Source organism: Rufibacter sp. JT20002, assembly GCF_056491185.1.
Genome location: NZ_JBSZJY010000004.1, coordinates 350,088 through 372,312 on the forward strand (window position 1 = coordinate 350,088; position 22,225 = coordinate 372,312).

Below are 22,225 nucleotides of genomic sequence, written 5' to 3' on the forward strand. Positions count from 1 at the left end.
TCATTTGGCACCTTTAAGAACTGGGAATTTAATACGCGCGTCCTTCTTTGTTTTCCATGAAGTTCACGAAAGCCCGGTTCACAACTTTCATACCGCCTGGCGTAGGGAAGTTGCCGGTGAAATACCAGTCGCCAAGGTGGTTAGGGCAGGCTTCGTGCAGGCTTTCCACGGTTTGGAAGATCACGTCCACTTCGGCCTTCACGTTGGAGGCTTTCACTATCTGTGCTACTTTGCCGCTGATTTCCTCGGGGGTAAACTGGTCGTACAGCTCCTGAACAAAGTTCTTTTCTTTGGCTGCTCCAGAAACCAAGGCTTGTTGGCACTTCTGGTATACCTCGGTAGCAAGAGCCTCTTGTTTGGTGTCTTTCAACAAGCCCATCATCGCCCTGAAGGCCACAAACTCCTTCATCTTAGACATGTCAATGCCGTAGCAATCGGGATAGCGAATCTGCGGGGCACAAGACACGATGATGATCTTTTTAGGTCCCAGGCGGTCCAGCATTTTGATGATGCTTTTCTCTAGGGTAGTCCCGCGCACAATGGAGTCGTCAATTACGACCACGGTGTCAATGCCTTTCTTCACTACTTCGTAGGTGGTGTCATACACGTGAGCCACCAGATCATCGCGGGAGTCATTGTCGGTAATGAACGTGCGGAGTTTGGCGTCTTTGATGACCAATTTCTCCACCCGCGGACGGAAAGACAGAATGTTTTCCAATTTGTCCAGGTCCCCATCAGCTTCAGCAATGGCAGTACGGCGGTAGGAGCGGAGGTAATCTTCCACACCTTCCATCATGCCCAGGAAAGAAGATTCAGCAGTGTTGGGGATGTAAGAGAAAACGGTGTTCTCCAGATCATAGTTAACCGCTTTGAGTACCTGTGGGCTCAAAAGCTTGCCCAGCATTTTGCGCTCTTGATAAATTTCCGGGTCGTTACCGCGAGAGAAGTAGATGCGTTCAAAGCTGCAGGATTTCTTCTCCAATGCAGGTAAAATCTCTTTCTCAGAAGCCTCGCCATTCTTGGTTACGATGAGGGCGTGCCCTGGGGAGACTTCCTTTATCTGGCTGTACTCAATCCCGAAGGCAGTTTTGATGGCGGGTTTTTCAGAAGCCACTACTACTACCTCGTCATCCATGTAATAATAAGCTGGCCGGATGCCCGAAGGATCCCGCACGACGAAAGAAGCTCCGTAACCGGTAAGGCCCGCCATGGCGTAACCGCCGTCAAAGTCTTTACAGGCCCGGCGCAGCACGCGCTGCAGGTCCAGGTGCTCTTCAATCAGAGCCGTGATCTGCTCGTTGTTGTTGTCTGGTTTGAAGTAGTCAAACAGGCGTTGGTTTTCCTCATCCAGGAAGTGCCCGATTTTCTCCAGAACCGTTACGGTATCTATTTTCTGGCGTGGGTGCTGACCGAGGTCGGTGAGCACGTTGAAGAGCTCGTCTACGTTGGTCATGTTGAAGTTACCGGCCACGGCCAGGCTTCTGTTGCGCCAGTTGTTTTCGCGCACCATGGGGTGGCAGTTGTCCACGCTGTTCTCGCCGTGGGTTCCATAACGCAAATGGCCCAGATACACATCGCCCATGAAGGGGAGATTCTGTCTGAGCCACTCAATGTTCTTCGAATCCTCGGGGTACTTTCGTTTCAGCTTGCCGTATTTCTCGCTTATTTTCCCAAAAATAGCGTCAATGGCTTTGGTCTTCACAGACCTGTAACGGGCAATGTACTCGGTGCCCGGGGTAGCGTTGATCTTGATGCTGGCAAAACCGGCGCCGTCTTGCCCGCGGTTATGTTGCTTCTCCATGAGCAGGTACATCTTCTGAACGCCGTACATGGGAGTGCCGTATTTTTCTGCGTAATATTCTAGGGGTTTGCGGAGGCGGACCAAGGCAATTCCGCACTCATGTTTTATCGCATCACTCATGGTAATAGGTTTTAAGGCGGGAGCACGTGTTCAATGGCTACCGGTTGCCCAGTTGGCAAGCAAGAAAGCTCGGCCGAAAAGGCATGCAAAGGTAAGAGTAAAAATACGTAACCTGCTACCTTCAAAACTATTTTCTGTGTGCCTACATCCCTTTTTTGATGGAGTAAACACGGAGAGGCACCTACCCTGGAAGAAACCCTGAGTTTTGTGATACAGGGCCTGTTAATAATGCAAAAGGTGCTGAGGTTTAAGCTTTTATGCAAAAAGGTTTATGCCTTGATTTCCAGAAAGTAACTCCTAAACAGGAGAACTAATTAGGTGGGGCTAACCCACGTTGCCTACCTTTGCGGCCATGAACAGACAAGTACAGGTGCATGGCGCCTTGTTTCTGGTGGCCCTAATCTATGGGGCTAATTATAGCATTGCCAAGGAGATCATGCCAGACTACGTGCAGCCGTTTGGGTTGATTGTAATACGGGTGGTGAGTGCGGTGTTGGTGTTTGGGGCTATTTCCGTTTTTGTGGTGAAAGAGAAAATCCAGGGCAAAAACGATTGGGTCAGAATCATTCTCTGCGGGTTGTTTGGCATTACCTTGAACCAGCTTTCCTTTTTCAGTGGCTTAAACCTGACGTCGCCCATCAATGCCTCCCTCATCCAGACGGTTTCTCCTATTGTGGTCGTGCTCCTGTCTGCGTACCTGCTCAAGGAACGGATCCAGGTGTTCCGGATGGTGGGGATTTTGCTTGCTGGTTTGGGGGCCATGATGCTGATCTCGGGAAAGGCCGGGAATGCGCAAGGTAACATCTTAGGCGATATCCTGATGCTAGTGAACGCAGCCTGTTTCGGGGCTTTCCTGGTGCTGGTAAAACCCCTGATGCAGCGCTACAATCCTATTACGGTGGTGAGCCGGGTATTTCTAGCGGGCTCTGTGGGGGTGATTCCTTTCGGGATAAGCCAGGTCATCCAACCAAAGTATACAACCTTCCCTCTTCCCATTTGGGGAGCCATCGCGTTTGTCATCATCTGCATGACCATTCTGGCGTACCTTCTGAATGTGTGGGCTATGAAATATGCTAGTCCGGCCCTGGTGGGGGTGTACATTTACCTGCAGCCCGTCTTTGCCATTCTCATTGCTGTGAGCTTAGGGAAAGACCTGTTTACGTGGCAGAAAGCGCTATATGCCGCCATGATTTTCGGCGGAGTATACCTGGTAAGCAAACCAAAAAAAGAAACGAACTAAGCAGTTAGCTCAAAAAGTACCGTATAAAGGGCACCTTGCTTGCGCCTCGGGCGTTGAAGGAAATACAAAAATTGCAAAAATGACGGACCAAAACCAATACGATGACGACGCTCTGCACCACCTCTTCCTGATGGTAGAGGCCCAGGATGCCACTTGTATGCTTAACCTGGCGGGCCATCCGCTCCGCATCAGGGAAGTTGTGTTCCAGATGGTAGAAAACGGTTGCAGGGTGAGCAAAGTGGAAGCAGATTTCTATAACATGTTTCTCTATGACAAAGAGGTAACAGAGATTTATGACTATCTCACCACCATCATCAAGGTGAAGTTTGTAAAGGTGTAATCCTCATGACGCTGGTTTTCGCCTTTTTTTGAAAAAACTTTCTGTAAACGCACTTTAGTGCCTTGCGAAGAGAATAGCGTGGCTGCCATCTGGGCGTATATAGAACAAAGTTTCGGCAAATACGGTAAGGAAACAAATGATTCCCATCATCTGTCACCTAAGCCACGTTGCATGAACCAGACCTTCAGAATAGAGCACGATTTCCTGGGCGAGAAAGAGATCCCCAACACCGCCTACTATGGCGTTCAAACGCTCAGGGCTTTAGAAAACTTCAATATCACGGGCATCACCAATGCCTCTGAACCCTTGTTCATTGTAGCGTTTGCCTATGTGAAAAAGGCCGCCGCTATGGCTAACCGTGACCTAGGGGTCCTGGACAAGAAACTGGCCGAAGCCATCATCTTTGCCTGTGATGAGTTAATCGCTGGCAAGTACCGCGACCAGTTTGTGACGGATCTGATCCAGGGCGGGGCGGGTACCTCGGTGAACATGAACACCAACGAAGTAATCGCTAATATTGGTCTGGAGTACCTGGGGCACCAAAAAGGACAGTATGAATTTCTGCACCCCAATAACCACGTTAACTGTTCCCAATCCACGAACGATACTTACCCCACGGCCATTATGATGGCGGTGCACCTGAAGGTGGATGTGTACCTGAAGGCCTTGGCCGATCTGAAGAAATCCTTTCTGCGCAAAGCCGAGGAGTTCAAGGATGTTCTGAAAATGGGCCGCACCCAGTTACAGGATGCCGTTCCTATGACGCTTGGTCAGGAATTCCACAGTTTCGCCACTACCATCAACGACGATATCAAGCATCTGCGCGAAGCCCAGCGCAAACTCACGGAGTGCAACATGGGCGGAACCGCCATTGGTACCAGCATCAACGCGCCGCAAGGCTACCCAGAGCTCTGTACCAAGTACCTAGCGGAGATCACCAAACTGCCCATCCACCTGGCTCCAGATTTGATTGAAGCTTCCTCTGACATGGGCACCTACGTGCTGGTATCCGCCATGCTGAAACGAAGTGCCCTCAAGATCTCCAAAATCTGCAACGATCTACGGTTGCTATCCTCCGGACCTAGAGCCGGATTAAACGAGATTAAACTGCCACCCATGCAGCCAGGTTCTTCCATCATGCCCGGTAAGGTAAACCCCGTGATTCCGGAAGTGGTCAATCAAACTGCGTTCTATGTGATGGGCGCCGATGTCACCATTTCCATGGCCGCTGAGGCGGGGCAACTGCAGTTGAATGTGATGGAGCCGGTGATTGCCTTCAGTTTGTTTACTTCTATGAACTACATGATTAACGCCATCAACACTCTGCGTACCAAATGCGTGGATGGTATTGTGGCTAACGTGGATGTCTGTCGCGAGGGGGTGATGCGCAGCATTGGTATTGTGACGGCCCTCAACCCGTTGTTGGGCTACGAAACCGCTGCCTCCATTGCCAAAGAAGCCCAAGCCACTGGTAAATCCATCCAACAGATTGTGGTGCTGGAACGCAAACTGATCACCCAGCAGAAATGGGACGAGATTTATTCCTTTGAGAACATGATCCATCCGGTGTATATCAATGGGTAAATGCAAAGCCAGAGTTTAGAAGGTGTTTTGGTAAAAGTAAGCGTAAAGCAGAAGTCAAGATGAAGGAGGAAAATGGCTATCTATTTTCGTGTCCTTTGAAAGCAATAGAAAGAATGAACCGAAGAATATTCCAGGTAATTGACGGAGTGCAGAAAAAAGTGGGGGAGGGATTTGAGGTAACCAGCCCCATGCCTGGCTCCCGTATCCGGCAACTGAGTCCTTTTTTGCTCATAGACCACACCGGTCCTATGCAGGTGCAGCCCACCGAACAACCTTTGGGGGCAGATCCGCACCCGCACCGGGGTTTCGAAACCGTAACCATCGTGTACCAGGGATACTTGGCGCACCGGGATACGGCGGGTTACAGCGGGAAAATAGGACCGGGTGATGTACAGTGGATGACAGCCGGGGCCGGGCTCCTGCACGAAGAACGCCACGAAAGGGAGTTTGCCAGGCAAGGAGGCATTCTGGAATTGATTCAGTTATGGGTAAACGTGCCCAAAAAGGACAAGATGTTTCCGGCCCGGTACCAGGAACTTAGAAAGGATGCCATCCCCGTGATTACCCCTGGAGAAGGAAAGGGAACCATTCGAGTTATTTCTGGGGAGTACAACGGGGTAGCCGGACCTGCCCAGACTTTTTCACCCATTACCATTTTAGATGTCTTTCAGCCGAAAGGGGCAACATTGCGGCTTGCCTTACCCGAGAGGTATAACGTTGGAATGTACGTGGTAAAAGGAAGCCTTCGTTTGCACAATGACAAGCCTGCCCAAACAAAACAACTGGTGGTATTTGGCTGGGACGCGGAAGGCATGGAACTCATCTTTGAGGAGGATACCACTTTTCTAATACTTGCTGGCGAACCCATAGAAGAACCCCTGGCCACCTATGGTCCTTTCGTGATGAACACTAATCAAGAATTGGTGCAGGCCATAGAAGACTTTGAAAGCGGCAAAATGGGTACCTTTGAGGATTGATTTGGTGCCGGAAACGCCACCGGTGAATGAAACTTAATGCATCCTATTTTCCTTTTAGGGAAGAACCTCAGATAGATTACCTGACATGTTAGAACATTCGCTTTTCCGAAAGCTTCCCCCTTGGGTTCAGGCTGAATTGTTGGCGCAGAAGGGGGAGGCCCTGGCACTGCGGCATCACAAAGGCTGGTCCATTACCCTGCATCCGTATGAGAACACCTTTTTAGAAGTATGGGCGAAACACGGCGTAGAGGTAGTAGGAACCTTTCACCACACTGTTTCCTACATGGACGTCATAGAACCCTACATCTCCGGATTGCCTTTCCCAGAAGGAGCTTAACATACATTCTCCTTAAAAACGAAACAACAACTGATTGAAAAGCTTCTTAGCGGCTTTTCTTTTTAGCTTTTCTCCGGAAAAAGACTACAAATCAAATAACAAGAAAGCCCCTTGCTAATTAAAGCAAGGGGCTTTCTTGTTAAGGCAAGGGAAGTTTTATTGGCGAACTACCCGCAAGGTTTTCACCTCATTGCCCTTGGTCAACCGGATGATGTATACCCCGACATTTGCGGATTTGGCATCCCACTTGGCAGTAATAGTTTCAGCAGTTTTTGCTTTGCCTTTCTGCAGTTGTTTTACCAACGCACCTTTCATATCATAAACATCCAAACTGTACGCTTCATCCTGGTCTACACTGAACTCAACCGAAGCCTCGTCTGTGAATGGGTTAGGGTAAGAGGTGAATTTCACTTCTTGGCTAACTGGCAACTCAGCTACAGCCACAGCACTAGAGGTTTTGGTAGAAGTTTTAGCAGCTTCATGGATGACGATGGATCCTCCTCCTAAGATGGTAGTTGTAACAGTAGTCATATCCGCATTGTCTGCTGTGCCTATCATGTTATCATAAACTGTCAATCCGGCTGCATCGGTAATTTTCATACGTATTTTATCGGAGCCGCCGCCGTTAGATGCCTGGCCATCTATAGCATTTAACGTGAACTTATAAGTACCTGAACCATTAATGGTTCCAACACCTCTATAACTTGCTTTCGCGCCGCTGATCACGAGGGTGGCTGCTTCATAGGAGGTACTATTGAATTTCAAGTTACCTGCCTGAAACTGGAACTCTGTTTCGCCATCTAAAGTAGTGGAACCTTTTTTGTATCTAGATACAAAGCCAAAGTTAGCTTTACCTACTGCTGCTGGATCTTTTACATAGGCTCCTGCCGGAGAGTTAATCCAACCACCACCAGTTACGAACCCACCAGTTGGGTCATAGACAGGAAGGTAGGCTGTAGATAAACCGCATCCGCTTCCTGTAGATGCTTCTACCTGGTAAACATTAACGGTCAGGCCTGTGACTTGAAGTGTTGCCACCCCATTGGCATCCGTTAAAGCAGAACCTTTAACAACACCATCCAGCTTGAATGTGATTTGAACGTCAGAAACTTTAGGGAAAACAGTTGCAGAGAGTTTTGCTGCCGTACCTACTGGGACAGGGTGGCCGCTTGCAGATGCATCTATTGTTACTCCATTTACTGTTAGTACGCCTTTTTTGAAGGTAATAGCATAGTTGCTAGAAGTTAATCCACTAGGAGTTACATCATAAGTAGCTTGTCCACTGCTAACATTTGCTGTGGTAGAGTAGGATAATGTTCCTCCCAATACACTTAAACCTTCATTATTCACAAATCCGTCATAAGTAGCGGTAAAGAGTGGGTTAACCTGTCCGCAATACTTGCTTGTGTTTTGTGCAGTTACTACAAGTGCCTTCTTGGTGATAGTAAGGGTAGCTGGAGTATTGGAGATCTCGTAATTGCTCAACACAGTGGCGGGAGACAACGTAGCAGAAATGGCATATGGACCATCGGCAACAGTTTCACCAGCAACGCGACTGTAGGCAGCTTGCACGTTGTCAGAGGCCAGGAATCCGGTTAGTGTGCCTGAAAACTCAGGGTCTGCAGCGCCGTACTCCTTCGTTTTAGCAGCTACAACTACAGAAGCAGCCTTCTTGCCGATGGTGAAGCTGGCCGTGTTGTAGGTGATGTCGTAGTTGCCAAGGACACTAACTGGAGCAAGAGTAGCAGAGATTTGGTATGGACCTCCCACTACTGTTTCGCCCGTGGCACGGCTATAAGTAGCTGTTACGTTGTCACTAGTCAAGAAGCCTGCTAAATTTCCGGTTAAGGTTGGTTCAGAGCTACCGTAGGTCTTGCTGTTAGCAATTGGAGTAACTGAAGCGGCCTTCTTCGTAATGTTTAAGGTTGCAGAAGTGTTAGTGATCTCGTAGTTATCTAGCACAGTCTGCGGTGTTAACGCTGCTGTGATGTCGTAAGTGCCCACATTCTCGCCAGTAGCGCGGCTGTAGGTGGCGACCACTTTGTCAGCGGACAGGAAGCCTGTGAGCGTGCCGGTCAGTTCAGGGTCTTTGTCACCGTACACCTTCGACTTGGCAGCCACAACCACAGATGCGGCTTTCTTTCCAATAACCAGTTGGGCGCCTTGGAAGGTCAGGTCGTAGTTGTCGCCCAAAGCAAGAGTTCCATTGTCAATAGCATAGGAGCCCACCTTCTCGCCCTCGGCTCTGGAAAGTACACCTTCAAAGGCATCCTTGTTCACCAAAGAGCCGGCGATAATGGCATATGTCAACTCAGGATCCGCGTCTCCGTAGGTTTTCTGCTTATCATTTGCTTTCACAGTGATAGGGCGAGCACTGATGGTCAGCGTAGCTGGAGTGTTGGTGATATCGTAGTTGTCCAATGCAGAAACAGGAGATAATGTTGCAGAGATAGGGTATGGACCAGCAGCAACTGTTTCACCAGCTACCCGGCTGTAGGTAGCTACCACCTTATCCGCCTCAATGAAACCAGCCAGGGTACCAGTGAAATCAGGATCTTCAGCACCATACACCTTTGTTTTTGGAGCTACTACTACCGAAGCTGCTTTCTTACCAATAATGAAGGTCTTGCTGCCCTCTGAGCCAATGTGGTTTTCATCGCCAGAGAAAGAGAAGGAGGCGGTGGCGGTGCCAGCGTTGATGTTGTTACTATACTCTGCCGTAGGTGTTAAACTCAGGCCACCTGCTCCGGTCACCTCAACTGTGGCCGGGGTGATGAACGAGCCGGTATAGGTGAACGGGCCGCCAATGATGGTAACAATGGTTTCAGAGGGGGCCTTTTCTATTATGAAAGTCTTGCTGTCCTCAGACCCTGTGTGGTTATCGTCACCAGCAAAGGTATAGCTTGCTGTGGCAGTACCGGCTTTGATGTTTTCAACGTAAGTGGCAGTTGGTGTCAGTTCCAAGTTACCTGCTCCGGTTACTTTTACCGTTGCTGGCGTTTGTGCCTTTCCAGTATAGGTGAAAGGACCAGCTGGGACGGTAACCTCAGTTATGGAGGAAGCTTTACCTATGGTGAATTCTTTTTCAGCAGATGAGCCAAGATAATTAGCCGATTCAGCATAGGAAGCTGTTGCGGAATACGTACCGGCGTTAACTGGGGCGTTGGTAGAAGAAGGATAAACAGTTGGTGCTACACCGACATAATAAACGGTGACAGCTTGATTTAAACCGCCGTCGCCCTTCACAGTGGCAGAACCTTCATGAGCAGAACCGTTATAGATAGCATTGCCGGCGATAACTTCCGTTTTGGTGGAGGCTTTGGCAATGACTAAGGTTCCTTCTGCGGAGCCGCTGTAGTTGTCATTCGTTAACGAAGCCAGAACCTCGTAAGAGCCTGCATGGGTTGGGGAAGAAACCGCTGCTCCCTTTTGGCTATAAGTTACGCTTACGCCAGTTACATCGGCAGGGCTAATGCTGTAACCAACCGTCTTAGCGGAACCATTGTAGGTCTGCGACAGATCATCTTCTTTTAGAGTGATGATGGCAGCAGCTTTCTGGGCGGTTACATTTACCGTAACTTCAGGAGCTGCATGGTAGTTGTCGTCGCCAGCCTGGTTGTATTTCACAATACCTGTTCCGGTTCCTGAGTTCATGGTGTAGGTATCACCGATGTTGCTCAATGGAGCAGAGCTGCTATAAGTAACAGGCAGTTCTGAAGAAGCAGTAGCGGCTACCTTGAAAGTGGTGTTGTAAATAGCACTGATTGGAGAAGCAGTTGTTACGGTGATGGTTTGGTTCGCTTTCTCCGCTGCAACAGTTTCTGTTATTACAGTAGCGGCGTAGTAGTTAGCATCACCAGCCTGACTGTAGCTTACAGTACCTGTTCCTGTGCCTGAGTTCATTGTGAATTGCGCACCAACGTTGCTAAGTTTATCAGCACTACCGTAGCTTACTGTCAGACCAGAAGATGCAGTAGCTGCTACAGTAAATCTGCTGTTGTAAACAGCTTTGTCCGGAGCAGAAGTAACTACCGTAATAGTTTGATTGGCTTTATTTACCGTAAAGCTATGGGTTACAGTGGTAGCAGCATTGTAGTTGTCGTCTCCTAACTGTGTAGCGGTTACACTTGCAGGACCAGCACCGATAATAGTAATTTTACCAGTACTTTCATTGTAGTTGATGTTCCCGGTGGTGGAGATGCTTACTGGTAGGTTAGAAGAGGCACTTGGGCTGATGGCAAAAGCAGCATCACCATAGGTCTTATCTCCAATTTCAGCAAAAGTGATGGTTTGATTTGCTTTAGCAATCTCTAGAGTGCCTGTTAAGCTTCCTGAGTAATTGTCATCAATAATGGTTGCTATAACAGGGTAGTTGCCAGCAGCCTTAGGTGTTGCTGAGCCAAAGTCATAATTCAGCGTTAAGCCTGAAGGTGTAGTAGTAGCTACTACTGTTTTTACCTTGTTGTCATAGGTTTGCTCTAAAGTTCCTGCTGTCCAAACGGGCGACACAGTCGCTTTATCAACAATAATTTCTACTGACTTGCTGCCCGCTTTGTAGTTTGCAGCTTCGGCAGCATTCACGGTTAAGGTACGAGTGCCAGCTCCTAATACCGTGCCTGCCTCAGGCGAGTAAGTCAAGGTAGCACCACCCAAAGCAGTGGCATTGAGTTGCCTTTCGGACAAAGGTGTGCCGTAAACGATGTTAGCCGGATTAGACCAGGTAATCACCTGCTCGGCCTTGTTCACGGTCAGGCTTACAGTTTCAGTAGCCTCATTGTAGTTAGTAGTAGCAGCGGCAGTTACCGCTAAGGTATGCGTACCAGCATCCAGTATAATCGCGTCAGCAGGAGAATAAGTCAACGTACCAGCAGCCGAGCCGCCCGCGACACCCGCCACCGTGGCATTCAGTTGAGTAGCCGACAAGGCTGTGCCATAGGTGATCTCAGCCGGAGCAGTCCAGCTGATAGTCTGGTTAGCTTTGTTAACAGTCAGGCTTCCGCTTCCAGAACTAGCTGCATAACTTTCATCAGCAGTAAAAGAAGCTCCAATAGCTCCTGTTAATACAGCTGTTGAAGCATCAATCCCCGCTATTGAAACATCTGTTTTAGTTGCTACTCCATTAGCATCTGTAACCGCTGATCCAGCTGGTTTACCATTAATTGTAAAATTCACTATTTTACCACTTAAATTAGTTGTACCTGTTTTAAGTGTGGCTGAAAGGTTCGTTGCTCCACCATATGTTCCTGTTGCAGATGCTACAGTAAGATTAGTTGCACTAATAGTATTTATAGTTACGTTAACTGTTCCCGCTGAACTAGAACATTGACCAACCTTGGCAGTTACAGAATAGGTGCCACTTGCAGCCCCGGTAACATTAAAAATGGAAGGATTTTGTAACGTTGATGTAAAACCATTTGGTCCTGTCCAGTTATAAGTAGCACCAGAGATTGTAGAAGCTGTTAAAATTAAAGTACCACCAGCTTGGACAGGAGTATTGCTAGAAGCAGTAGGTGTAGCAGGTAAAGGATTTACTGTGATGATAGTAGCAGGAGATGTTGTAATACAACCATTGCTATTTGTTACTTTAACTGTATAGCTTCCGGCAGAACTAACATCATAGGTAGCCTTTGTAGCGGTGGCTCCGTTAATAGCATTTCCATCTTTATACCATTGATAATTGGTAATAGTGCCAATTCCAGCAGTTGCATTTGCCGTCAGCGTTGTAGTACTTCCAACACATATGGACGAAGTACCTGAAATGCTTACAGTAGGTGCTGCATTTTTCGTTACAACCGTAGCTGCTGATGTAGCAGCGCAACCTCCTGCATTTGTTATAGTAACTGTATAACTTCCACTCTCTGAGGCAGAATAAGTTTTTGAATTAGCTCCAGAAATAGCAACACCATCCTTATTCCATTGGTAAGTAGTGGCAATTGTAGAAGTTAGCAATACACTGGAACCTTCACAAAAAAATGTTGGGGTGGAAGTTGAAATAGAAGGAGTTGAGGGAAGTGTATTTATTGTTAAGGAGGTTGGGAATGAAGCTATAGTAGGAGTTGATTCACTTGAAACCATTCTGATTTTATAACCTGTACCAGAAGGTATATTATTGGGTATCGAAACGGTAAAGTCTATCTTACTTCCGTTTGCATTATTTGCATTAGTAGAACCAAGAATAGTTGGAGATGTAAAGCTTCCAGAAGAACTGCTTAGTTGTACAATATAAGGTGCGGTTGTTCCACCACTACTATTGGCAGTATAGTTAACTGTAACTGTACTGCCAAGACAGAAGGAAGTTGGAGTCACACTGTTTATTCCCAAGGCATCGGTAAAAACTGTTTGTTCTTGGTGGCCTGTGGCAATACCCGAAACCAGAACTGTAAATCTTACCCCTAAATGCCTTTGCTCTATTGGGTAATCAATTTGCCAGGTACCATCACTATTAACTTTTATATCGTAAACGTGAAAATCTGGATAGTCTGGGTCTTCCTTGAGTTCAACATGTACTTGTTGGTCCAAAGTCCAACCTGTTCCAGTAATGTGAGCAATTTCACCAGGTACATAATCATCCTTATCTGAAGTTACAGTAGGAGCAGGTAAGCCAGCCTCTACATATGCATCGCCTAAAGCAAAGGCACCAACGGTGCCTAAAATTAAAAAGCAAAGCAGTATCCCGTAGCGCCTAGCGTTTGCCTTTGCAAGTGCAAGTAAGTTTACATTCATATGATTTTTGTTTAGATGAGAAGGGTTGATCTGATTTGGTATTTGGTTTGGATCAAATTTAAACATACTAATAAAGATTTGGGCTTTTATTCGGTAAGTGAAAGGTTTTAAAGGTTGAATTATAAAAGTAGCTAGTTGAAGTTTGATCTTAATTAGCTGAGTTTTTCAGGGATGGACTTATGTAAAGGTATAGTTGATAGTGTTTTAAGGATATAGTATACCCTTTGCAATGGATGCTTACAGCAAAAATTGGTTAAGAGTAAGCTACTTAACTGGGGGAGGTGTAAAAGAGGGGGAGTACTTTGATTATATTTAGGAAACACATGGTTTCCTTTTCTTAAATCGATATAAACTAATATAAATGTTACATTAAAAACAAATAATTTTATATTTTTTAACTACAATTGATGCGACTACACTTTTAGAATGGATAATAGTTCCATCAAAGTAATAATTATAAATATTTTTATTATAAATAAAATATATAAAAGATAATATATTTTTAGAGCAGAAAAAACATGCTAACAAAAAGATTAAATGGAAGAGCGAAAACCTTGCATTTTGCTTTGCTTAAGGCAGAGGAGCACCAGACTGGTTCTCTAAGTTGATTATTTACAAACCTTTATAATTTTTACTTGTTTATCTATTTTTAGGTATTTACTGGTGGTGTCTTGAAGAACTGCAGAGGAGAAAGCGATAAACCTACCAAAGCTGCTACCAAAGCGGCAAGAATTACGCAAATTGAAAGTCTGCCAGAGTAAACATAGGCACTTCTGAGTCAATGGAGGAGGCTTTCTGCTGACCCTTAAACCAACACTCACCTGGTAGTCTGCTGTAGAATCAGATTTAATCTCAGCGTCTAGAATTAGGATATACAAAATTTTAGGAAAATTGAGGCATTTCAAATTGTTGTTTGTTGTTGCAGAGTTTCACAGCATCTGCGGGAGTGCAGGTGATTGGTTCATCTAATACACAGTTTAGTGCTCCATCACTGAGAGACTTGATGCCTAGTTGGAAATGGTTCCTTTTCAGCTTCGCTCAAGTGATTGTTTAGGTATGCTCCCTATGTAGGCCAAAGAACAAAGACAATCCCTAGTCCAGCTCAGTAATATTGCCTCAAGGTATTTCTTTCCTAATTATGGTGACCGCCTTTCTGGAAAGGGAAGTAAGTATGTTGTTCCCAAGGACCTCCAAGGTACTTCCATAAAGTAAAGCCGATTCCTTTAACGTGAAAAGGTGTAAAGGTTTCTTGTAAACGTGCCTGCAGTGCTTTTGCTACTTCTGGGTTTACCTTGTTTTGAATGGTAATGTGGGGTCGCAGCTTTTGTTTGTCCTGCGCCGAAAGGAAGGGCTGCCAAAGTCCCTGTAGATAAGAATGTAGTTGCTTCAAACCTTCACTTTCCAATTTAAAAGCAACCCCATTTCCTAAGCTAATTAGTTCGGTAACTTTCAATGGTAGTACTTGTTGGTGCTGCGAAATCTCAGAAAGCACGCTTTCTAATGCCGGTTCATCCGAAGGAAGTTTATGGAATAGGGTCAGATGGGCTTGTAAAAAGTTTCTCTCCGGCGGAAAGTGTTCTTTGCGTAAGGCATCAAAGTAGCTTAGGGCCTCTTTTTCCAAAGTTAAGGTTAAAATGAGAGGAGGGGTTTCCATGATGTTATAGGAGGTGAAGCCTTAATGAAAGGAGTTAAGATAATCGAGTCTTTATAAGAACTCAGAACTTTCATTTAGGTTTTTAAAAGAACCTTATAAAGCAAAGCACTGACTTTCAGATTAGAAGGAAAATCAGGCACTAATAAAAAGGGTACGTTGATGCGTACGGGCAGAAAAGCAAAAAGCCAGAAAGTATTTCTACTTCTGGCTTTTCAATAGTTACTCTGTAGTCCGTAAGGACTACAATGGCTTTGTTTATATCAGACTGCCTTAATTTGATTTTATTTAAGGTTGCGTTTTATAGCCTATGTGGCACTTTTGGGTTGTTTTTTGATATAAGTAAAATAAGGTGAAGTAAAGAAAAGTTGTACGTATATTTGTACGTAACCTAAACCGTTGCGTACACATGGGCTACTCACTCAACCTCTATTTAGACCGCGCCATTTCTGAGAAGGAACAGGAGCGGGTTAACACCTCCGGCAATGCGGAGGAACGGAAAGCCATGGAGAAAACCATGGAATCCAAACCTCTACAGATATTCCTCTATCTGCGCTTCCCCAAACACACGGTCAAAGTTTTCGTGGATCGGAAGGTTACCCAGAGGCAGTGGGACTCAGGGAAGCAGCGCGTGAACCCCAATGTTTATAAGGGAGGAGCTCCCGAGCTGAACCGCTATCTGGGGAACCTGCTGAACGAGACCCAAAAGGTGCACGAAGAGAACCTGTTGGCAGGAAAGGTGACGACCAGCGAGCAGGTTCGGGAGATCGTCTACCGGTTGAACCTCAGGGAAACGGGGCCTAAGAAGGTGTCCCTAGAGGATGCATTCGGGGAGTTCCTCCGGATGGCGGAGCACCACCGCTCCCCGAACACTAGGAAGAACTACGTGACCATGTGGAACCACCTTGCGCGCTATGCCAAGGCGAGGAGGAAGCCCCTGGATTTCACCCTCTTCACCACAGGTTTCCCAAATTCCTTCTCCGAGTACTTGGGTAAAGACGCAGGTCAGGCATTCAATACCATCGCCAAGCACCTTCGGTCCCTGAAGACTTTCCTGCACTTCGCCACCGATGAGCGATCTTACAACCAGGGACAGGAGTTCCGGAAGTGGAAAACACCCAAGGAGAAGGGGCAGGAGATTCACACCTTAACCGTGGAGGAGTTGATGCGCATGTTTCGCCATGATTTCGGGAGCGGGCGACTGGCACAGGTCAGGGACGTGTTCTGCTTCGCCTGCTTAACGGGGCTGAGGTTCTCAGATGCGGAGAACCTTCGATGGGAGGCTATAAGGGATGGCCATATTCACGTGCTTCCTGTCAAGACCCGCCACACGGGCTCCAAGGCATTGGTGATACCCATAACCGGCATCGCCCAGCAAATCCTTGGCCGGTATCAAGGGCAAAAAAGGCCGCTGCCGGTTATCAGTGCGCAGAAGACTAACGATTACCTCAAGGAGATCAGCAAGGCTATCGGGCTTGATGGCCCAGTGAAGATCCTGAGGCATGTGGGGAGCGGCACCCTGGAGGAATATGTCCCCAAATGGCAGGTGTTAACCTTCCATGTGGCCCGCAAGACTTTCATCACCACCTCGCTACAGTTAGGGATGCCGGAACGGGTGGTGCGGGAGATCTCGGGGCACAAGACTGAAAAGGAGTTCTCCAAATACGTGAAGCTTACCGATTCCTATAAGCAGCAGCAAATGGACCACGCCTGGAGCAAAGTGGGAGAGATGGGATAATACCTTTTTGGGGCCCCCTCCGGGTGAACTAAAGCCAAGTGTTTCCAACACCCAGCCTTAGTGTGTAATTTGGTAGAACTTGATCTCTAATGTGAATAGGTAGCAAAAATCGAGCTGTAAACGATTGCCTACAGCTCGATAAGGGTATCAGATTATCTACTGACCGGATTGTTCCTGAATTTTTGGTCTTTCGGAACTTGTCAACGCAAGCCTTCAAAAGAAAATGAAGTACAGCGTAAGCAACGGCACGGCTACAGAATGCTCCTTGTGCCTTTTAAAGATTACTCTCGTTAAAACCTACATCCGTGAGCGCCGCATTCCGAAAATTGGCCTTGGGGAAGTTAACCGGCCATCAAGCAGGGAGACGCAAAACCTCCTGTGCCTTCATTATCGCCTTAACAAGGTGGCTAAACGCCTCACGTCTTTGCACCATGTTGTGGTAACTGTCGTCTTTCTCTTTGCCATGGTAATTGTGGGTGCCCAGCCAGTCGCCCGTAGCAACGAACTCGAGCTCAGCCCTGTCAAGCCATTCCTTCAGGTGAAGTTCAAAAGTCTCTGGCTCGGTGTTCTCCTCACTCTGACCGTCAGGGATAGAAAGTATGTAACCATGCTTCCTGATCACTTCACCGATTGTGGCAAATGCTTCTGTTAAGGCCATTGCCTTTTCAAGTTCTTTTTTGGTCTCCAAATTGTTGGTTTCCATTTCTATGAATTTAATAATTAATAATGATTAAAAGGGAGCCCATTATTGGCGTAATTCCATACTGAACCTGCCTCATCAGCCCACAATGGTAGCGGGATAACCTGCCTTGAGGTCTTTGTAAGGCAGGCCGTAGGATTGCTTGAGCCATACAGGCCTAAGCTTCCTTTGTCTCGAATCAGGGTGGGCCCCGGCCATGGCAAAGGTTGCCGATTTGGTGTGACCAGCGGCTCTCTTCTTTTCGCATCGGAATACTGTCGTAAGGATTGGGGCGCTAGTTGATCTCCTCCGGTTTGAGGATAGGCACCCTGCCGTATTTTTCCCGGAATATCCCTGCAAGCAGCTCCTTGACTACATCTACTTTGTCCTCCGTGGTGAGGATACAGTCGTGAATCGTGGCGAGGAAGAAACCCTCGTCCCCCAGCTCGGCCACCTGCCGGCACACCCCGTGGATGACTATCTCGCTCTCCTTGCGCATAAGCAGGATCGGGAGAGTGCTCCGGTCCCTTCCTTTCAGCCCTTTGATCGCGGCGTACACGTTCGGGAAGTGCCCGATGAAGGTCCTGCCCGGCAGGTTGTCCGGGTGCTCCGCCTTCCAGTCCGAGCAATAGAAGATTCCCCCGAAGATGGTCTTCTTGAAGGCGTCCCTTTGTTCCTCGGCTACCCCGCACCTGTCCATGATGAACCGGTAGAAACCCCTTCCCTGCGTCAGGTCAAGGTAGTGGAGCACGTCCTCGGGCAGCCCTCCCGGCCACAGGGCGCTGGCCCTCTCTAGGAGCATGACCCCGATCAGGAAGGGCTGGCACTCGCCGATGTCGATGCCCACGATCCTCTGCCCGCTGTCCAGCCTCAGGAAGCGCCTGAGGTCCCGGTTCAGGTTGGTGAGGTTAGTGAACAGGCGCCCGGTCTTTGCATTGGGCCTGAACTCCCAGGGGGTCTCACCGGTGCTGGCTCGGTGTATCTTCCCGAGGCGGTACAGCTGGGCGGACGCGGTGAAATCAAGAAAAGTGAGGACTATGGGTATAAGGGGGGAGGGAGAAACGTAGTGGAGAATGTTATGGTAAGGAAGAGGAGATATGTTGATGGTAATTATGGAAGTTATAGGGGGAAATGAATTAATAAAAATTTCCGCCATATGGTAGATTTGCAGCTTATTCTTGCCGTCCGTGTCTTGGTTGAACCTTGTATCCACGGATTTAAACCCGGGGTATGCGGCGGGTTTGCAACCTCTTCCATCTGTGCCTTGGCAGGTGCCGATACCCTGCTGTGTGGCCTTGACCTGAAGGAGGGGGGGAGTCTCTTGAGGTATGACCGACCGATCTGAAGGCTTTGCCGCCTCTTTACCCATTATGGGCCAGTTTGCTAGCTGCCAAGGATGAAGACTTATGCGGGTGATAAACACCCGGGCAGCGGAGCCGCTAAACATGGGGCGACGCGTCCTGCTGCCAAGTTTTCTCCAGAGAGCCCTTTTGATCACCCAATTGGTGGCGCCCCTTAGGTCGATGCCGATCCTCGAAAGCTGGGCGTACAGGAACTCCAGCGTCTCGTCGCCAAAGTCTGATACCTGCTCCATCTCCTTGATCTTCTTGAGGAGCGGTTTGTTGCGGCACGGCTCCCGCCTGAAGCCTTGGCTGGCGTAGGCCTTAGTGAACCTATAGCGCCGGCATTTACCCGCTTTCTGTTTGGTCCCTATTTTGTACTTCATATCAACTTCTATCACTTCGGCCCTTTTCAGGTCTTGGATGACCATCCTGCACTCCTTTGTGGTCAGCATCTTCTCCAGTACCCTGCTATCCAGCGGGACGTAGGAATCTGTCTCGTCGCCCTTCCTGCCCATGCTCCTCCGGTCGTTGATCATGTGGCATAAAAAGCCGTGTAGGTGGCGTTTCTTTCTTCGGTGCTCTGGCAATACGGAGCCCAGGTCCAGGTTGCTTGGAAGGATGAAATAAAAGATAGATAGTTCAGTTGGTGCTTGGGGTCGCGCTTTATGGATTCTTTTCGGCATCGTCTTTTGGGTTCAGTTTAGGCAAAGGGATAGCAGGGCCCGCCTTGCGGGCCTGCTATCTGGGGCTGGGGGCCGCAATGCGGACCTCCTCTACGGATTGGATGGTTTGAGCGAGGCGAGCAGTTCGCTTCTTTTGAAGTAGACCCTGCGGCCTTTCCGGTGGAACGGGATGGCCCCGTCCCGTTTCCAGGAATGGACCGTCACCTCCGAAACCCTCAGCAGCGCCGCCGCCTCCTTCACTGAGAGCAGGGGCTCCTCCGGACCGCTCGGGTTCTGTTGGGGCGGGAGGTTTCCGGACATAGCTTCCCTGATCGCCTCCTCGAGGCAAGGCTTGAACAAATCCATCAAAAAGCCAATTGATCTCCTGATTTCATTCTCAAATGAATCAGGATCAAAGGATGGCTTTGCTTCCGATTTTGGGATTTGCATTAAGGCTCTAAACACCTTTGTGCAACCCTGTTTTGTGGTTCTTATTCCCCTTTTATTCACGTTTGTTTAAATAGATAGTTTTCATCTTTATGTTTGTTTAAAGGATAAGTAATGCTGCAAATGTATAGGTGGTTTTTGAAAAATTTAACTATTCAAAACTGTAAATAAGAAGATTTAAATTTGTTAGAGTTGCTTATTTTTAGATGGGTTTTTAATTTGTTTGAGAGGTTTTATTTTTATAGCCTCAAGTTACTTGTCTATTTTGATTGGTGTATAGGGTTGATTTTCTTATTATTTAGAGTTGATATGTAGTAATTAATATATTTTAAAACTGTCAGTAGATTTAAATTTTTGTGACTGATTGTCTTTGGTGAAAAATGTTGAAGTCATTCGATTTAGATTATTAATTAATATTAGCTGGTTTAATAAATAAATAATTGGGTAATTTTATTGGTTCCTGTATGTAGTTCTTGATCGAGGTATTATATATCTAAGTTAAGCTGCTTTTGTCCTTTAAGAATCTTTAAAAATTACAATAAGTTGAGCGGTATGATTGGTCTGATACAGCTGGTCCGTTTGGGAAGTGGGCTTCTTGGGTCTTGGCTATCTAAGGTGGGTGTCTCTACTTAGTTAGGCCAGTACCTGTTTGGGGATTTTTTGTGTACAATGTATTTTAAACCCTGTAATATCAAGTGGTAAGTTCGGTTTGGGCATGACACGGTTCTTAGTAGAACCGATTAGGCTAATCTTGGCGGGTTTGATTCTTTTTATAGAGCAGTAGCCTAAAGGGGTATCGGGCACTTGGAAGGTGAAAAGATAATATAGGTTATCCGATTACAGTCCGATAAATGTAAATGCTTAACACTGAGGACGACCCTATCTAAACATTAGTTGGCAAATCACTGCTGATGACATAGTGATTAGGGTTAAGGCTCCCCTCAAAAATTTTGGGGGTATTGAGTGGCATTTCGCCCGCCATCTTTTTGACCGCAAGGTGCTCCTACAAAGCCTATTTTGAAATAGTGGCGGTTTAGCACTTCTTGGGACAAGACTATTAAATGAAGAACCTTGGCAGGGCCAGAGCCTTCTGAATAAAGCAGTCTAGGCCAGATGTGTGTGTGATGTATTGGCGGTTTGCGATACAGCCTTCCCGCTAATAGAATTTATAAATCGATGGAAGCCCATCTTTATCTTAAAGGAGGGCTATACTCTTTTAAAAACCAAAGTTTCCTCAATAGAAGCAGCCTATTGCTCATAGTCCATCAACTCAATAAAGGGAACCTCCAATGCCTCGCGGATAGAGAAGAGCATCTCCAGCGTCGGGGACTGCCTCCCGTTCTCGATGCGCAGCACGGTGGTCTTGCCAATGTTGGCGATGTCGGCCAGAGCCTGCTGGGAAAGCCCTTTCGCCTCCCTCAGTTTCTTGAGGTGGAGCCCGAATTTCTGTATCTTCTCAAGGTGGCGCACCCCCAAAGGTGGCATGATGGCCATTTTTGCATGGTATCGTAAGCGACACCAAAGGTAAAATCCCCTACCTTTGCTTTATGAAGGTCGATGAGTTGCCACAAAAGGAAAAATGCCCTGAGCCCTTGGGCCGGTACCTGTACGTCCTGGTCTTCGACGGTGAGCCCATCATCAAGATCGGCTTTTGCACAGGCTGGGCCAGGATCAAAAGCCTCAGGAGGGATTTCCCACTGGATCTCACCAATTCCTATATGGTCACCAGTGACAACAAGGCCTTCTTGAGCAAACTGGAGAGGCATCTTCTGGATGGCACCTGGAGGTTCCCGATCAGCAGGTACTACCAGATGAAGTACAGAACCGGGATTTCCTCCTTCTCCCCTTCCGGCTCAAAGGAACTGAGGTCAAGCGTCTGCCTGCATCCGGTATTGGAGGAGATCACCCGGCAGGCGAACATTGCGGGAGACCACACCCTTGCGATCACGAAAGGGATTCCCCTTCCTGCCTTGGCCAGCGGCGGCGCCTCACCCGGTAAAAGGGTGCCCAAGGAGAAGGTCTGGCTCAAGGAACTCCACACAAGGCTGCAGGACATCCTGCTGTGGATCAGGAACCCCACTGACAACCAGATCTGGAATACCGAGGGAGTGTACCTATTGAACCATTACATGAGGGGATTCGTCCTCGTATGCGACGGGGTTACCAGCATCTTTGCCCAAAGGCTTACGCAGGTATGGCTCCACCCGTGCTTGCCTGTCAACCTGATCGAAGAAACCGTAGACCTGGGGAACGGGGTGTTCCTCCTCATTGCCCCAAACACGAAAATTCCCTCTGAGGCGGAAATCAGACAAGTCTACCCGGAGAAAGACTGGGCAAGGAAGTTCAGCTGTTGGATAGGCTCTAAGCTCTACTGGTCATTGAGGGCGGTTTTGAACTATGGCTCCAAGGGAGTAGCACTGCATAGATTTCAGGATATAAAGGGTTTGAGTACTGGGCAACTTGAGGTAATCAAGTCGATCCTGAGGAAGGATAAACGCATCTACGGCAATCACATGTTCTAAATGGGCCGGAAGCCGAAATCACGTTAGGTGACCAGCAGAATCTTACCTTCATTGCTTTTGA

General features: G+C 47.6%; 14 protein-coding genes. 7 read left to right on the forward strand and 7 right to left on the reverse strand.

The features are described from left to right. Positions 1-28: 28 nt before the first annotated feature. A complete protein-coding gene (locus ACW9SV_RS18275; protein ID WP_479558206.1) occupies positions 29-1,921 on the reverse strand; it encodes an amidophosphoribosyltransferase in 1,893 nt (630 codons plus the stop codon). A gap of 352 nt (positions 1,922-2,273) precedes the next feature. Between ACW9SV_RS18275 and ACW9SV_RS18280 the strand changes: the two genes are divergently transcribed. From ACW9SV_RS18280 to ACW9SV_RS18300, 5 genes are all read left to right on the forward strand, one after another. Beyond that, positions 2,274-3,161 carry a DMT family transporter gene (locus ACW9SV_RS18280; RefSeq protein ID WP_479558207.1) on the forward strand — a complete coding sequence of 296 codons (888 nt, stop codon included), beginning with the start codon at positions 2,274-2,276 and terminating at the stop codon, positions 3,159-3,161. A 79-nt stretch (positions 3,162-3,240) separates the two neighbouring features. After that, entirely contained in the window at positions 3,241-3,501 is a 261-nt protein-coding gene (locus tag ACW9SV_RS18285) for a hypothetical protein (protein WP_479558208.1), read from the forward strand. Positions 3,502-3,672: 171 nt separating this feature from the next. Continuing rightward, complete coding sequence (gene aspA, locus ACW9SV_RS18290; RefSeq protein ID WP_479558209.1) at positions 3,673-5,085, forward strand: aspartate ammonia-lyase; 1,413 nt, start codon at positions 3,673-3,675, stop codon at positions 5,083-5,085. A gap of 113 nt (positions 5,086-5,198) precedes the next feature. Next, entirely contained in the window at positions 5,199-6,062 is an 864-nt protein-coding gene (locus tag ACW9SV_RS18295) for a pirin family protein (RefSeq protein WP_479558210.1), read from the forward strand. An 85-nt stretch (positions 6,063-6,147) separates the two neighbouring features. Next, positions 6,148-6,399, forward strand: coding sequence for a hypothetical protein (locus ACW9SV_RS18300; RefSeq protein ID WP_479558211.1), 252 nt, complete (start codon positions 6,148-6,150; stop codon positions 6,397-6,399). A 156-nt stretch (positions 6,400-6,555) separates the two neighbouring features. On the opposite strand, the gene ACW9SV_RS18305 is transcribed toward ACW9SV_RS18300, so the two are convergent. Beyond that, a complete protein-coding gene (locus ACW9SV_RS18305) occupies positions 6,556-13,188 on the reverse strand; it encodes an MBG domain-containing protein (protein WP_479558212.1) in 6,633 nt (2,210 codons plus the stop codon). Positions 13,189-14,254: 1,066 nt separating this feature from the next. After that, positions 14,255-14,776 (reverse strand): 2'-5' RNA ligase family protein, encoded by a 522-nt coding sequence (locus ACW9SV_RS18310; protein ID WP_479558213.1) that lies wholly within the window; start codon positions 14,774-14,776, stop codon positions 14,255-14,257. Positions 14,777-15,182: 406 nt separating this feature from the next. Here ACW9SV_RS18310 and ACW9SV_RS18315 point away from each other — a divergent pair, with 406 nt between their 5' ends. Beyond that, positions 15,183-16,511 carry a tyrosine-type recombinase/integrase gene (locus ACW9SV_RS18315; RefSeq protein WP_479558214.1) on the forward strand — a complete coding sequence of 443 codons (1,329 nt, stop codon included), beginning with the start codon at positions 15,183-15,185 and terminating at the stop codon, positions 16,509-16,511. 352 nt (positions 16,512-16,863) lie between these two features. Here the strand turns inward: ACW9SV_RS18315 and ACW9SV_RS18320 are convergent, their stop codons facing one another. The 4 genes from ACW9SV_RS18320 to ACW9SV_RS18335 form a co-directional block, all read right to left on the reverse strand. Next, positions 16,864-17,214, reverse strand: a complete 351-nt coding sequence (locus ACW9SV_RS18320) for a hypothetical protein (protein ID WP_479558215.1) — start codon at positions 17,212-17,214, stop codon at positions 16,864-16,866. 271 nt (positions 17,215-17,485) lie between these two features. Continuing rightward, positions 17,486-19,069 (reverse strand): hypothetical protein, encoded by a 1,584-nt coding sequence (locus ACW9SV_RS18325; protein WP_479558216.1) that lies wholly within the window; start codon positions 19,067-19,069, stop codon positions 17,486-17,488. A 237-nt stretch (positions 19,070-19,306) separates the two neighbouring features. Beyond that, positions 19,307-19,705: a helix-turn-helix domain-containing protein gene (locus ACW9SV_RS18330; RefSeq protein WP_479558217.1), complete on the reverse strand. Its 399-nt coding sequence runs from the start codon at positions 19,703-19,705 to the stop codon at positions 19,307-19,309. Between the two features lie 1,185 nt (positions 19,706-20,890). Further along, positions 20,891-21,127 (reverse strand): helix-turn-helix domain-containing protein, encoded by a 237-nt coding sequence (locus ACW9SV_RS18335; protein WP_479558218.1) that lies wholly within the window; start codon positions 21,125-21,127, stop codon positions 20,891-20,893. Between the two features lie 62 nt (positions 21,128-21,189). Between ACW9SV_RS18335 and ACW9SV_RS18340 the strand changes: the two genes are divergently transcribed. Further along, positions 21,190-22,164 carry a hypothetical protein gene (locus ACW9SV_RS18340; protein ID WP_479558219.1) on the forward strand — a complete coding sequence of 325 codons (975 nt, stop codon included), beginning with the start codon at positions 21,190-21,192 and terminating at the stop codon, positions 22,162-22,164. The last annotated feature ends 61 nt before the right edge of the window (positions 22,165-22,225 follow it).

Bases quoted from the DNA above. Each gene is read 5' to 3' on its own strand.
- ACW9SV_RS18310 (WP_479558213.1), bottom strand. From the start codon at position 14,776: ATGGAAACCCCTCCTCTCATTTTAACCTTAACTTTGGAAAAAGAGGCC.
- ACW9SV_RS18320 (WP_479558215.1), bottom strand. From the start codon at position 17,214: ATGGAAACCAACAATTTGGAGACCAAAAAAGAACTTGAAAAGGCAATG.
- ACW9SV_RS18305 (WP_479558212.1), bottom strand. From the start codon at position 13,188: ATGTTTAAATTTGATCCAAACCAAATACCAAATCAGATCAACCCTTCT.
- ACW9SV_RS18315 (WP_479558214.1), top strand. From the start codon at position 15,183: ATGGGCTACTCACTCAACCTCTATTTAGACCGCGCCATTTCTGAGAAG.
- ACW9SV_RS18280 (WP_479558207.1), top strand. From the start codon at position 2,274: ATGAACAGACAAGTACAGGTGCATGGCGCCTTGTTTCTGGTGGCCCTA.
- ACW9SV_RS18295 (WP_479558210.1), top strand. From the start codon at position 5,199: ATGAACCGAAGAATATTCCAGGTAATTGACGGAGTGCAGAAAAAAGTG.
- ACW9SV_RS18340 (WP_479558219.1), top strand. From the start codon at position 21,190: ATGAAGGTCGATGAGTTGCCACAAAAGGAAAAATGCCCTGAGCCCTTG.
- ACW9SV_RS18300 (WP_479558211.1), top strand. From the start codon at position 6,148: ATGTTAGAACATTCGCTTTTCCGAAAGCTTCCCCCTTGGGTTCAGGCT.
- ACW9SV_RS18275 (WP_479558206.1), bottom strand. From the start codon at position 1,921: ATGAGTGATGCGATAAAACATGAGTGCGGAATTGCCTTGGTCCGCCTC.
- ACW9SV_RS18285 (WP_479558208.1), top strand. From the start codon at position 3,241: ATGACGGACCAAAACCAATACGATGACGACGCTCTGCACCACCTCTTC.
- aspA (WP_479558209.1), top strand. From the start codon at position 3,673: ATGAACCAGACCTTCAGAATAGAGCACGATTTCCTGGGCGAGAAAGAG.
- ACW9SV_RS18325 (WP_479558216.1), bottom strand. From the start codon at position 19,069: ATGATCAACGACCGGAGGAGCATGGGCAGGAAGGGCGACGAGACAGAT.
- ACW9SV_RS18335 (WP_479558218.1), bottom strand. From the start codon at position 21,127: ATGCCACCTTTGGGGGTGCGCCACCTTGAGAAGATACAGAAATTCGGG.